The sequence below is a fragment of the Leptospira langatensis genome (assembly GCF_004770615.1).
In the GTDB taxonomy this organism is placed as follows: Bacteria; Spirochaetota; Leptospiria; order Leptospirales; family Leptospiraceae; genus Leptospira_B; species Leptospira_B langatensis.
Map to the genome: position 1 here is coordinate 598,745 of NZ_RQER01000001.1, position 12,963 is coordinate 611,707.

The 12,963-nt window shown below is 45.1% G+C and carries 16 protein-coding genes; 8 read left to right on the top strand and 8 right to left on the bottom strand.

Annotated features, from left to right (window positions below; translation table 11 throughout):
* Nucleotides 1–104 precede the first annotated feature (104 nt).
* The 4 genes from EHO57_RS02645 (at nt 105) to EHO57_RS02660 (ending at nt 3,958) form a co-directional block, all read left to right on the top strand.
* A complete protein-coding gene (locus tag EHO57_RS02645) occupies nt 105–839 on the top strand; it encodes a pseudouridine synthase (RefSeq protein WP_135647210.1) in 735 nt (244 codons plus the stop codon).
* Nucleotides 836–2,245 carry an MBOAT family O-acyltransferase gene (locus EHO57_RS02650; RefSeq protein ID WP_135647211.1) on the top strand — a complete coding sequence of 470 codons (1,410 nt, stop codon included), beginning with the start codon at nt 836–838 and terminating at the stop codon, nt 2,243–2,245. Before EHO57_RS02645 ends, EHO57_RS02650 begins: the two co-directional genes overlap by 4 nt.
* Nucleotides 2,246–2,250: 5 nt before the next feature.
* On the top strand, nt 2,251–3,285 hold the full coding sequence (locus EHO57_RS02655) for a DUF1574 domain-containing protein (protein WP_135647212.1): 1,035 nt from the start codon (nt 2,251–2,253) through the stop codon (nt 3,283–3,285).
* Nucleotides 3,286–3,484: 199 nt separating this feature from the next.
* Nucleotides 3,485–3,958 (top strand): PaaI family thioesterase, encoded by a 474-nt coding sequence (locus tag EHO57_RS02660; protein WP_246050467.1) that lies wholly within the window; start codon nt 3,485–3,487, stop codon nt 3,956–3,958.
* A gap of 75 nt (nt 3,959–4,033) precedes the next feature.
* On the opposite strand, the gene fsa is transcribed toward EHO57_RS02660, so the two are convergent.
* The 5 genes from fsa to purN all read right to left on the bottom strand — a co-directional run bounded on the left by fsa (nt 4,034) and on the right by purN (nt 8,357).
* A complete protein-coding gene (gene fsa, locus EHO57_RS02665) occupies nt 4,034–4,678 on the bottom strand; it encodes a fructose-6-phosphate aldolase (RefSeq protein WP_135647213.1) in 645 nt (214 codons plus the stop codon).
* A gap of 122 nt (nt 4,679–4,800) precedes the next feature.
* Nucleotides 4,801–5,511 carry a hypothetical protein gene (locus EHO57_RS02670; RefSeq protein WP_135647214.1) on the bottom strand — a complete coding sequence of 237 codons (711 nt, stop codon included), beginning with the start codon at nt 5,509–5,511 and terminating at the stop codon, nt 4,801–4,803.
* Nucleotides 5,512–5,556: 45 nt separating this feature from the next.
* Complete coding sequence (locus tag EHO57_RS02675; RefSeq protein ID WP_135647215.1) at nt 5,557–6,186, bottom strand: hypothetical protein; 630 nt, start codon at nt 6,184–6,186, stop codon at nt 5,557–5,559.
* A 1-nt stretch (nt 6,187) separates the two neighbouring features.
* Nucleotides 6,188–7,729: a bifunctional phosphoribosylaminoimidazolecarboxamide formyltransferase/IMP cyclohydrolase gene (gene purH / locus EHO57_RS02680; RefSeq protein ID WP_135647216.1), complete on the bottom strand. Its 1,542-nt coding sequence runs from the start codon at nt 7,727–7,729 to the stop codon at nt 6,188–6,190.
* Nucleotide 7,730: 1 nt separating this feature from the next.
* A complete protein-coding gene (gene purN, locus EHO57_RS02685; protein WP_135647217.1) occupies nt 7,731–8,357 on the bottom strand; it encodes a phosphoribosylglycinamide formyltransferase in 627 nt (208 codons plus the stop codon).
* Nucleotides 8,358–8,443: 86 nt separating this feature from the next.
* Between purN and fliS the strand changes: the two genes are divergently transcribed.
* From fliS to EHO57_RS02700, 3 genes are read left to right on the top strand one after another with little or no spacing between them, the layout of a single operon-like run.
* Nucleotides 8,444–8,896, top strand: a complete 453-nt coding sequence (gene fliS / locus EHO57_RS02690) for a flagellar export chaperone FliS (protein ID WP_135647218.1) — start codon at nt 8,444–8,446, stop codon at nt 8,894–8,896.
* A 27-nt stretch (nt 8,897–8,923) separates the two neighbouring features.
* Nucleotides 8,924–9,358 (top strand): hypothetical protein, encoded by a 435-nt coding sequence (locus EHO57_RS02695; protein WP_135647219.1) that lies wholly within the window; start codon nt 8,924–8,926, stop codon nt 9,356–9,358.
* Entirely contained in the window at nt 9,337–9,819 is a 483-nt protein-coding gene (locus EHO57_RS02700; protein WP_135647220.1) for a molecular chaperone DnaJ, read from the top strand. Before EHO57_RS02695 ends, EHO57_RS02700 begins: the two co-directional genes overlap by 22 nt.
* Here EHO57_RS02700 and EHO57_RS02705 read toward each other — a convergent pair.
* The 3 genes from EHO57_RS02705 to EHO57_RS02715 are packed head-to-tail and all read right to left on the bottom strand — an operon-like array spanning nt 9,816 to nt 11,557.
* Complete coding sequence (locus tag EHO57_RS02705) at nt 9,816–10,328, bottom strand: LIC11661 family lipoprotein (RefSeq protein WP_135647221.1); 513 nt, start codon at nt 10,326–10,328, stop codon at nt 9,816–9,818. The genes EHO57_RS02700 and EHO57_RS02705 overlap by 4 nt on opposite strands.
* Entirely contained in the window at nt 10,329–10,880 is a 552-nt protein-coding gene (locus EHO57_RS02710; RefSeq protein ID WP_135647222.1) for an HNH endonuclease, read from the bottom strand.
* Nucleotides 10,881–10,924: 44 nt separating this feature from the next.
* Entirely contained in the window at nt 10,925–11,557 is a 633-nt protein-coding gene (locus EHO57_RS02715; RefSeq protein ID WP_135647223.1) for a DedA family protein, read from the bottom strand.
* A 202-nt stretch (nt 11,558–11,759) separates the two neighbouring features.
* Here EHO57_RS02715 and EHO57_RS02720 point away from each other — a divergent pair, with 202 nt between their 5' ends.
* Nucleotides 11,760–12,902: a deoxyguanosinetriphosphate triphosphohydrolase gene (locus tag EHO57_RS02720; protein ID WP_425460764.1), complete on the top strand. Its 1,143-nt coding sequence runs from the start codon at nt 11,760–11,762 to the stop codon at nt 12,900–12,902.
* Nucleotides 12,903–12,963: the final 61 nt, after the last annotated feature.

Consider the following 12,963-nt stretch of genomic DNA (forward strand, 5'->3'; position numbering starts at 1 on the left):
GTCAAGTGTTTTGGGTAGCCGGAATTCCCCGGGTCCTCGAATCTGGAGATCCGGCCTTCGGGCCATTGCCGAGAGTCATTTTGAAAGGGAAATTTCCAGGAAACGTGGAACGGAAGAATGGTGAGAACGGATCCGGAATCCGGATCAATCGCTATCTGGCAGACTGTGGTTTCGGTTCCCGTAGAAAGACAGAGGAACTGATCCTCTCAGGAAAGGTCAAGGTGAACGGGGTGGTGGAGACTAGCTTAAGTGTCCGGATCTCCTCTCAAGATCGTGTCATGGTAGGGAATAAGCAGGCAATCCCGCCCGAAAAGAATGTATTTCTAGCACTGAATAAGCCAAAGGGATATCTCTGTTCTCACGGGGACAAATTCCATTCTAATACGATCTTCGAACTTCTTCCTAGTAAATTCAAACAGCTTGCGATCGCAGGCCGATTGGACTTGGACTCGAGGGGACTCCTCCTTCTTTCCGATGATGGGAGCCTGATCCAGGAGATCACTCATCCGTCGGAGGGTTCCGAAAAGGAATACAGTGTTTCTCTCGACTCGGAGATCCCCTTTGAAAAAGTAAGGGAACGTTTTCTGAAAGGATTTATGGATGAGGGAGAATTCCTAAAAGCGGAGAAGGTCTTTTCCCAAGATAGGAAACAGGAATCCGATTCTTTTCGTGTGGTCCTAAAACAGGGAAGAAAGCGCCAGATCAGAAGAATGTTCGCCGCACTCGGCGCAAGGGTCACCGACCTGCAAAGAATACGCATCGGCAAACTTACATTAGAAAAATTAAATATTGGGGAAGGTAAATTCGTTTTGCTGGACCCTAAAGCTTGGAGACCATGAATTTTACCAGTTTAGAATTTTTATTTTTTTTCTGTTTGGTTTTTCTGGTTTATTGGAATCTTCCGGATCGTTTTAAGAAACATTTCCTGGTCTTAGCTTCCGCGTTCTTCTATGCTTTCGCTTCTTGGAAGTTCTTATTCCATTTGATCAGCGTGGTCTTAGTGAATTGGATCTTGGTGCGTTTCTTTTTGGGAAGAAAATGGTTCCTATTCGTATCGATCGGGTTCAATGTCCTGAACCTGGCCTTCTTCAAGTATTTCTATTTTTTTGCGGATCTTGTAGGAACTGTTTTAGGACTTTCCTCTCTACAGAGTAAGCCTGCTCTGGATTCCATCCTTTCTAACGCCTTGCATTGGAAAGGATTCGAAGTTGTACTTCCTTTGACTGTAAGCTATTATACCTTCCAGTTGATCTCGCTGGCGGTGGATAAGAAGAAGGGGCTGATCCAAGAAGAGATCACTCTAAGTAAGATCGCCTCTTTCATTTTTCTTTTTCCTGTGATGATCGCAGGGCCAATCTTGCGATTTAACGACGTCTCTTCTCAATTCGATTCTCCCAAAATGGAAAAAGAAGATATGGTGGATGGTCTTTGGTTAGTCGTGATCGGCCTATTCAAGAAATCCGTCGTTTCCATCCTGATGTCCGGTTCTATTTTCCAAGTTTTTGCGGAACCTGCTTCTTTTTCGGGAGGAGCTCTTTTGAGTACAGTGTACTTTTTCGCGATCTATTTGTATCTGGACTTTTCCGGACTCACGGATATTGCCAGAGGAATGGGGAGATTACTCGGTTTTCAACTTCCTCAAAACTTTAAGGCTCCGTTCTTCTTTAGTAGCTTTGGCGATTTTTGGCGTCGCTGGCATTTGACCTTTTCTTTTTGGATCAGGGATTACCTGTATATCCCTCTCGGCGGTTCCCGTTCGGGCACCTTAAGGACTTGCCTGAATTATCTGATCGCTTTCGGTTTGGGGGGACTCTGGCACGGAGCCAATCTGAATTATCTGCTCTGGGGACTTTTGACCGGATTCTATCTATCTTTAGAAAGAGTCTTCGCGGATCTGAAGATCAAGCTCATTCCTGAGATCCCTTATGTAAAACGTATATTCGTATATCTTGCTATACTAAATATCTATAGTATCTCTTGGGTGCTCTTCTTTACTCCCGATTTTTCCTCCGCATTACAAGCGGTGCAAAGGATCTTTACTTGGGCGAATGGGATTGATTTCCCGAATATGGAGCCATGTATCTTTGCGTTCCTGGTCGCGGTTCTGTTCCATTCTGCGGAAGAATGGCCTGAAAAATTCAAGGCATCCTTTAAATGGAAGATCGTGCTTCTTCCTGTGGTTTGGATCTTGGTATTGCTTGCGTTACCGAATGGGAATGCTGACTTCTTTTACGGACAGTTTTAGAATCTATGAAAAAGAAATTTATCTATATTCCTTTTCTCTTCCTTCTACTCGTATTCTTCGCGGATAAGATCTTTACTTTGGACTTCTTCCAAACTTCTTTTTATCAAGAAGGAAATCCCGTATATTACGCGCAGCGAAAACATCTTTTTCAAAGAATGCGATCGGATTCTTCTCTTGGCAAAAAAGAATTGGCTTTAGCTTTTGGGGATTCTCGAGCCTATCCATATTCTTCCAAGACACTTCCTTCCGATATTGCGGAGAATTGGACCGTTTACAATTTCTCAGGACCCCAAGCAGTTCCTGCGTATGGATTCTATTGGTTCCAAAAGATCCTGGAAGCTGGGATCAAACCGAAGGTAGTTTTCTATGTGATCAGCCCGGAAGGTTTCGACGATTCCAAGGGACTTCTCTACGATCCTTTCCTTCGATTAGGGGCGGATGATCCGTTTATTGCGAAGTACTGGGGAAGGTTCTCCACGGGGGATCGTTTTGATATTATTAAGCAGAAGCTATTTAGTATTCGAAAGGTAAAACCCGGATTCAAGCTCTTTTGGAATCGTTTGACTTCCGATAAATTGAATTTGTATTCCCCCGAATCAAATCATGAAAATCTAATTTTAGAGTTAGGGAATGGAGAACAGCTAGCCTATGCAAGCGCTAGCAACAATCCTTCTAAATTGGAAAAGGACGCTCTAAGACTCAAAAGCCTGTATCTATCCGGATTTGAATTGGGGGAAACAGAGTTCTTCTTCGTAGAGGAATTCTTGAAGCTGTCCAAGGAAAATGGGATCAAGACCTATCTCATCTGGCCCAAGGTGTATCCTGGCTATAGAGTGGGCTATTACGAGTTAGGTTTAGAAAAGACCTGGTGGCCTAGGATCCAAGAGCTTGCCATGAAATACGGAGCCTCCGCCGCAGACATGAATACTCTCAGTGCTTGTGACACCTATTATGATGCGTCTCACCAAAGCGTTCTATGTATATTAGAACAATCTAAAATATTGATGGATGATTTCTACGGAAGGAAGAAGCTTCCCTGAGACTATCTTAAAGTTTTGATATAAAATTAACGTTTTTGTGGTAAACTCTTTCTGTTTTTAGTTTTGCTCCCATATCAAATAGATCGGAAAGGTTTTTTTTTTCGTATTAGTTTTTGATCTGCGAAGTTTTATAGGCAACGTCTCTCGGGCAATAGGCATGAGAGAACAAAATTCTATTCTGAGTATAAGGGAAGGAATCATGTCTGTGCAAACTTCGGATTGGGAAGCTCATTTTCGTGCTTTGGAAAAGATGTACAAAAGCGCCCCTGTGAATCAGTTCTTTTTACCTGAATTGTCTATTCCGCAAAAAGGAGAGGCAATCGTTACGATTCAGATCAGAGAAGATTTCTTTCATGCGGCGGGAGCCACTCATGGAGCGGTTTATTTTAAGGCTGCCGATGACGCGGCCTTCTTCGCCGCGAATTCGGTCGTAAAAGATAGTTTTGTACTGACTTCTAATTTTTTTCTAAATTTGCTTAGACCAATTAAGTCTGGGACAATGACTGCCAAAGGAAGAGTAGTTCAGAATGCGGCTAACCTCATCATTGCGGAGAGCTTTCTCTTTGATGATCGAGGAAGGGAAATTGGAAGAGGCAATGGTAGTTTTGCAAAGACAAAGATCTTTCTTTCCAAAGAGATGGGGTACGATCCAGATCGAAAAAGAAAGGCTTAAGGAACACCGATCTGCTCGGAATCGCTTAAGCCTCCTTATTATAAAACGGATCTGTCTTTTACAGTCTGTTTGTGATCACCATTTCAGTTTTTTGGCATCTTCTAGGAATTTCTCTAAGCCGATATCGGTTAGGGGATGCTTGAAGAGCTGCTGGTAAGCAGAGATTGGCATAGTAGCGCAGTCGGCTCCTCTCAACGCTGATTCTTTCAAATGGATCGGTCCGCGGATAGACGCTGCCAGGATCTTGGTCTCGAATCCATAATTATCATAGATCTCTCTGATCTCAGAGATGAGTTCCATTCCGTCCCAGGACGTATCGTCGACTCGTCCGATAAACGGGGAGATATAAGTCGCTCCCGCCTTCGCTGCGAGTAAGGCCTGAGGAGCGGAGAAGCAAAGGGTAACGTTAGTCGGAATTCCTTTCTCCGTCAGTTTGACTACTGTCTTCAGTCCTTCCGGAATAAGAGGCACTTTGATCACAACATTCGGAGCGATCTGTACTAACTCGTCTGCTTCTTTCAACATGTCTTCGTGTTTGGTCGCAAGCACTTCCGCACTGACCGGTCCTGCAACGATCGCACAGATCTCTTTGATCACTTCTTTGAAATTGCGACCGGATTTAGCGATAAGAGAAGGGTTGGTCGTAACTCCGTCCAAAAGTCCGTAGGACGCGATCTCTTTGATCTCGTCCACATTGGCTGTGTCCAAATATAATTCCACAAGGGGCTCCGAAAGATTTAGTGTGCCGAGTCGGGAAGGCTCGGGCTCGAGACGCCCGCCTTTCGACGGGAGAGAATCTCTCTGGATATTGGCCCTTGTTCGGGGCCACGGTCAAGGATTTCTTACGGGATCAGATCTCTTAAAGTTTTGATTTCTTCGGCGGAGAAGAACTCTTTGTATTCTTTTTCGATCTGGGCTTTTACCTTAGAACTGAAATAATCCACTCTTCTCGTGAAAGGTTGCTTCTTGTAGGCTTCCTTCCATTGCACTACGAAGCCTCCTTTGGGAGGGGCTTCTCTTTCGTCGGTCAATTCCCAGATCACCGCGCCGCCGATCTTCTTATCATCCAAGGTCTCTTTCTTAGGTTTGCCGTACTTGTTCTCTAATTTGTTCTGTACGTCTTTTCCTGGAAGGTAACGGAAGGAAACTCCTACGGAGAAAAGTTTTCCGGGTTCGATATGTTCGTCTTCGTCCGGATTCGCAGCGGGTCTTTCCGGTCTGGCTTGCTTGTCTTTTGGACGGGAATCCAAAACCAATTTTGGTGTGGAATAAAATCGGTATAAATACATGATCCCGTTTCTACGAACGAGTAAGGACTTCTCCTTATCTTCGTGGACTACTTCTATCTTTTCATCGCTTTGTGGGTTGGCTGCTAGGGAGAGAAATTTATCTCGGACCTGGGCATAAGAAGCTTCCCAGGAGACTTCGGCAAATCCATCCAGAGTCGGCTTGGAACCGTTTGCTCTAGTTCCGTCTCCCGGAAACTGAGAAAACACGGAACTCCAAGGAAGGAGTAAGGATAGGATGAATACGGAGATGGATTGCCCTTTCATAGTTTTACCTATCGGCAAAAAACCGGATTAGAATTAGGAATCTTCCTAATCTTCCTCTAAATCCTGGTCTTCTTCTTCGTCTTTGTCCAGGCGAATTCCGCCGAATTTCACCTTTCCATTCCATCTTAGGATGAGTAGCACGGAGAGAATTAGGATATTCGGTAATACGAATAGGAATGCAATCTCATGATAGAGTCCATAGACCGCTAGATTGGATGCGATCACGGAGATAAAGATCCCGCTTAACATAGGGATCTCTTGTGCAAGAAGTCGCGCTAACATAGAGCCGCTATTCGGAGAGATCCTTGCCGCCTTTAAGATCTCGGATGCTAAGAAGGAATAAAATGCCAGCACAAGTACCGGCATAATGAAAGAAAGAAAGAAGTAGTTTCCAAAGGAGTCCGTATAATGAGGGGATCCGATCAGACCTCCCATTAGGGTCCAAACATAGGAGAAGAAGGCGGAGATCCCGAAGGCAATCATCCCGTATTGGAGACTGCCTCCTATCTCAAAAATGGAAACAAGCTTAGAAGGAATGATCCTTGCCCAATCCGTCAGTTCTGTCTTTTCGAATGTGTCCTTCCCACTTAGATGGATCAGTCCGAAATAATAGTCCGCCAAGGAAAGGCTTACTAACGTGATAACTAAAAAGATCAGGTAAAGAAAGAATTCCATCTCAGTGTCTAAAATGCCTCATTCCGGTGAACACCATGATCAGTCCATGCTCGTCTGCTGCCTTGATCACTTCCTCGTCTCGGATCGAGCCGCCAGGTTGAATGATCGCCTTAGCGCCTACTTTTGCGATCGCATCGATCCCGTCCCTAAAAGGAAAGAAGGCGTCGCTTGCCACATAGGAGCCTACGACGGACAATCCCACATTCAGAGCCTTGCTTGCGCCTAACTGCACTGAATCCACTCTGGACATTTGTCCGGCCCCGATCCCGAGAGTCGCATTCTCTTCGGTATATACGATCGCATTCGACTTGATGAACTTCACAGTAGACCAAGCAAACATGAGACCACGAATATCTTCTTCCGTCGGTTGTTTCTTAGAAACCACTTTCAGGTCTTTTTCCGTGATCGTTGCATAGTCTCTATCCTGCAGAAGCATTCCATGATGGATCGGTCTTAGATCCATTTCATCCAGGGCTTCTTGGAAATTTGCGATCTCGATCAAACGCACATTCGGTTTCTTAGAGAAATATTCCAGAGCGGCAGGATCGAATTTCTGTGCGATCACTCCTTCTACGAATGTCTCTCCGATCAGAACAGCGAGTTCGCCGGTTACCGTTCCCTTGATCCCGATGATACCTCCGAATGCCGAAATAGGATCCGTTCTTTTGGCCAGACGGAACGCTTCCAGAATATCGTCCGCATAGGCGATCCCGCAAGGATTCAGGTGCTTGATGATACAAACAGTATTGTTCGGAAGAAGAGCGGAGATATGGAAGGCCGCATCGAAATCCAACATATTATTAAAAGATAATTCTTTTCCTTGGAGAGGAGAGAATTCGCTCTTGGAGAAAAGAGGCTCGTAGAAAGCGGCACTTTGGTGAGGGTTTTCTCCATAGCGCAGCTTTTGCTTCTTGGTAAAGGAAAGATTTAGGATGTCCGGAAACTTCTCCCCGGCAAGCTTATTGAACCAGGAAGAGATTGCCGTATCATAAAGTGCAGTATGGGAGAATGCCTTTCTCATAAGAAGGAAGGATGTATCCGCGTCTACGGACCCATCGTTCATCTTCATGGATTCTTCGACAGTTTTGTAGTCGTTCGGATCGGTAACTACGACTGTATGTCTGTAGTTCTTGGAAGCGGAACGGATCATGGAAGGTCCGCCAATATCGATATTCTCGATCGCCTCGTCCAATTGAACTCCAGGTTTGGAAACGGTTTGGACGAAAGGATAGAGATTCACAACGACTAGATCGATCTTAGGGATCTTCAGTTCCTCCATCTTCTTCTTGTGTTCCGGATTAGAGACCACACCCAAGAGCCCGCCGTGAACCTTTGGATGGAGAGTTTTCACTCTTCCGTCCAGGATTTCCGGAAAGCCGGTGTAGTCGTCGATTGCGATTGCTTTGATCCCGTTTTCTGTGAGGGTCTTTAGAGTTCCGCCGGTGGAAATGATTTCCACTCCTTTGGATTCCAGATACTTGGCAAAGCCGATAAGACCTGTCTTATCGCTAACTGAAACGAGGGCGCGGGTGATTTTGATCATGCTAGAGGATTGAGACCTTCCTGTCTTTTATGGAGAGCCGATCGTCGCAGAAAAGTCCAACTGCGAGAGGCAGGATTTTATGTTCCTCTTTGAGAATGGCAAGAGTCAATTCTCTTTCCGTCATCTTCTCCTCGATTTTCACAGTTCCTTGCAAAATGATGGGTCCGGAATCCACTCCCTCGTCCACGAAATGAGCGGTGCAGCCTGCGACCTTGACCCCGTATTCCAGAGCCTGTTTCTGAGCGTTCAGTCCCGTAAATGCCGGAAGAAGGGAAGGATGGATATTGATGATCCGATTCGGAAAGGCTCGGATGATCTCCGGCTTTAAGATCCTCATGTATCCGCAGGCAACGATGAGGTCGGGAGAGATCTCTATTAGAGTTCTCAAGAGTTCTGTATGATAGTCTTCTTTTTTGGGGAAGGATTTGAAGTCCAAGACCTTGGACTGGACCTTGTATTGGGAGGCGAGTTGGATTGCCTGGGCCTGCGGATTATCCGTGACTAAAAAAGCGGGGATTCCGCGGATTTTTCCCTTTCGGATACAGTTTAGGACCGCTTCAAAATTGCTCCCCCGGCCAGAAGCTAAAAAAACAAGCTTTTTTCTGTTTTTGGGAATCAGACTTGCCAAGAATTTTCGCATCCGATACGCTAAGAATTGCCAGTCCACGTTAAGGCGGTCCGGGAATTTGTCGAAGAGTATTTCAGGAGAGACACATGTCACTTGCCAGAAAATCGACGGCTTCGGTCGAACAGTACAAATCCAATGAAATTTCTACTGTAAGTCAGGGAAAGCTCATCGTAATGCTATATGAAGGAGCCATTCGCTTCTTAAACGTAGCCATCGAGAACAACACACCCCGCAAGTACGACGTGGTGAACAATCATATTCTCAAAGCACAAGAAATCATCACCGAGCTTATGCTGGCCTTGAACATGGAAAATGGGGGAGAGGTCGCAAACAATCTGCTCGGAATTTATGTTTATATCAAAAAGCGCCTTCTCGAAGCAAATATGAAGAAGGATACCGAGATCCTACAAGAGATCATCAAGTATCTGGAAGATCTAAAAGCGGCTTGGGAAGAGATCGAGAAGAAGGAAAAGGCCGCTTCCGTAGTGCAAATGCCAAGTCCAGCCTCCAGAGGCACAGGGCTCTCACTCCAAGGTTAAAAAGGCAGAGGGAGCGAAAATATGCCAATGAGTATTCTCCCTTCCAAGCATCTAAACTCCATGGAAGATAAACTCGCTTCTCTCTATCAGGGAAAGCTTTCCCTTTTGGATGAGCTGATCTCCCTGCAAAAACGCCAACTAGAGGTCCTCGGTTTCGGGGACGGGGAAGGCGCCGCCAAATTAGAATCCAAGAATTCGGACCTGGTCGAAAAGATGAGAAGTCTAGACCGTAAGATCGCGCAATTGGAGGAATCTGCTCCTCAGTCCTTGAATATCATTCGCTTATCCGACGAGATGTTCCAAAAATTGGAAGAATCCAGGGAATTGAATTCTAAGGTAGGCGATAAGATGGAAGAGATCTTACATGAGTATAGAAAGGAACTCAACCAAGTCCAAGTAAAGATCCAACTCAAGAAATTTCTAACTCATAGGAAGCAAGATTGGAAGACGGGGACCTGCTAAGTCGAGCCCTGGACTTTTACGGACTTCCCAAAAAATTCGACGCCGATCTAGTTCGCACTCGATTCAGAGAACTGTCCAGAAAATACCATCCCGATTCGGGAGAATACGAAACGGATCTCCTTTTCAAGGAGCTAGTCCAATTGAGGGATGTGCTTCTTTCTTCTTTGGAGAAGGAAAGTTTATCTTCTTCTTATAAAAGCAGAGAAGATAAGGAAGGATTTTCTTTTTATAAGTCTGCGAAGCAAAGAGCTGCTGAGGCGCTCGAAAAATATTTTCAGTTCACGGAAGGAAATCCGGTCTTTTTAAAAAGCGAAGACAATCCCGCCCTTGTAAAACTCAGAGAGGAGTTGGGTTCCGCTCGCAAGGAATTGAACGAGTTTTTGGTATCCTATCCCCAAAGTATTTGGAAAGACGATGCGGAGAAGACGGTCCAAAAACTTTCGGTTTGGTTTAAGGATTAAGGTACCTTCATCGTATTGGAAGGCATGGAGAATACATAAATATCCCGTGTGCCTGTATTCAGATCCAAACTGATAACGGAAGATCTAAGAGTGATATATTCTCCGGAAGTTAAGGTCGCTACGATCTTGCAGACCCTTTTTTGATTTTCTCCCGCCCCTGGCACCGCTAACGGTCCCGCTGTAGGACTTACTTCGATAGAATACTCAATAGGTTGGTTCGGGATCAATGCTAACGGTTTTTGGCAGGGAAAGCCGCTCGCAAAATCGGAAGGATTTCGGGAGGCATCTGCAGTCGCGCCCACATATAAAGTATACCCGCCAAAGAAGGACTCAGGGTTTCCTGCTCTTAAGCGAAGCTCGTATCCTGTTGCGATCGGAGTCACTCCTATGATCGTAGGAGGAGTAGTAATGATCCTATTCGAAGAATAATTATTGCAAGAGAGGATGAGAAGAAGGATGGAAAATATGTGAAAGATGCTAAGGCCTCTTTCCTTTAAAAAAAAGTTCATTTATCTAAGAATATAATCCGCCCAGCCGAATTTTTCGACCAATTGATCGGATACGGAAAACTGTGAAAAACGTCTCTTGTTTGTCGATCTATTTTCCGGGATCTCCCATTTCAACTCTTGGAGGAGTTTATTCCCCTTTTTGGTATTGCAGTCCCTACAAGCAGTAACCAGGTTCTCCCAAGTGTGATAATCTCTAGGTTTTCTTTCTTTAGGAATCTCTTCCCAGCGGCTTTTGGGGATCACATGGTCCAAGGTAAGTTTAGAAGAGGGAAGTTTGCGTCTACAATACACGCATTCGTGATTGTCTCGTAAGAAAATATTCTCCCTAGAAAGCTTATATTTTCTTTTCGGGACCTTGTAATAGTCTGTGAGTAGAATGATCCTGGGAGCGGTAAAACGGAGTTTTTCGGAACGGATATAGAGTTCCTGCTCATCCTTGATGAGTTCGGCCTTCTTTAAGATAAGAAGAATAATAGCGTCTTTGACCGTTCGAATCGCCACCGGAACATAGGTCGCGTTCAGCACCAACACAGGCTGGGCAAGGACGTCCATATCTAACCAGACAGTACATTGTCACGAAATTATGTCGAGTAAAACTAGGAGTTTTTCGAACGTTTCTTCCTGAGATATACAAAGGCTACTAGAGCGATTGCAAGAGCTCCTAATAGTACGAATACCGTAATCTGTCCTTGGTGGACCCAGGTCCTAAGTTGATCCAAGTTCCTTGCACCATAGTTACCAAGATATACCCAGATCGGAACGGAGATGGCTGCCGCAAATGCATCTAAGAGTAAAAAGCGGAAGAAAGAAATCCGATCCGAAGTACCTGCGGTCAGATAGATCGGCATGCGAAGTCCCGGCATGAAGCGCGCCATGAATACAACCCAGTTCCCATACTGTGAAAATCTTTCTTGGACCTTGGAAAATCGTTCCGGTGTTAAATACTTTGCTACAAAGGGAAGTTTCAGTACCTTCTCTCCGAAGATCCTTCCGAGTAAGAAAACAGAACCGTCTCCTGCGAGTACTCCTGCCATTCCTACTGCGAACATTACATGTTCGTTTGCGTATCCTAGTCCTGCCAGAACGCCTCCAGAAACCAAGGAAATATCTTCCGGTATGGGGAGTCCGAAGCCGCAGAGAAGTAGGGTAAAAAAGACCGCTAGATAAGCGAACTCATGACCGAACTTGGAAAAGAAATTTACTAAATCCGCAATATTGACTAGATCCATTCGTATTTAAAACTTAGCCTCGGAGAATTCCACCAGTGAATCTTTTCTACTGCAATTGGGAATCGAAAAAAGGGATCCGACTGGGTTTCAGATTAGAATCCGCGGCTTTTATTTTCTTCCTATATTCTTCGTATTTAGTTTGGCTTGCTTCCGACTGATTTTAATTCCATATTGGTAATCCGTGCAAAGAGATAGGAATCAGATCATTCAGGCAGAAAATTCTTTACTCGCATCCTATGCGGTACGTCAGGACGAGACCGGTGCTCGGGTCTATCCCGAGGAGGAGCATCCGTATCGGATCCCTCTGCAAAGGGACCGGGATAGAGTAGTTCATTCCAGTGCATTCAAACGATTGCAATATAAGACGCAGGTTTTTGTTTATTCCGTCGGAGAGAATTACAGAAATCGACTCACTCATACTCTAGAAGTAGCTGGAATTTCGAGGACCATGGCAACCGCTCTCGGATTGAATTCCCTTCTTGCAGAAACGATCGCTTTGGCTCACGATCTGGGCCACACTCCCTTCGGTCATGCTGGTCAGGATATGCTCTCCGACCTAATGAAGGACTTCGGAGGATTCGAGCATAATAAGCAGTCATTACGGATCGTTACCATTTTAGAAACACGTTATCCGTCCTTTCCTGGATTGAATCTATGCGAAGAGACCATCAAAGGAATGATGAAGCATGGGGCTGAATATTCCGGATCGAATTTAGGCCAAAAAAGAAAAGAAGAAGGTCCTACGCTGGAAGCGCAATGTGCGGATGTGGCCGACGAGATCGCATACACCAGCCATGATATAGACGACGGCTTGGAAATGGGTTATTTGAAATTAGGGGAACTCAAGGATCTGTCCCTTTGGTCGGATGCTGTCCGTAAGATCAAAGAAGAATACCCGGATCTAAGTGAAAAGGTATTCATTCGGTCGGTAATCCGAGAACTTACGAACGGAATGGTTTCCAATATGATCCGCACGATAGAATCCCGCATTCATGATTGGAAGATCTCCACCAGGGAAGATCTTAACCTCCATTACCAAGAAGGAAAGAGGATCGCCACCTACGAACCGGAATACGGGGAGAAAGTCAGGGAGCTAAAGTCTTTCTTATACAAGACATTGTACAGACATCCTTCCGTGGTTGTGACGAGCGATAGGGGAAGAGACATTATAGAATCCTTATTCTTTCATTTTAGAAAACAGCCTGAATCCATTCCGGAAACATATAGGCAAAGAATTGGAAGCGAGGGTTTAGAACGATGCGTTTGCGATTTTGTGGCCGGAATGACCGATCGATACGCAGAGGAAATAGCTCATAGCATCGGATTTAAGACCCAGATACATTAAGGGTCTTAAGGCTTTTGTCAGATCTGCATTTCCCAGTTTGTTCCCGTCGATTCGGAACCTA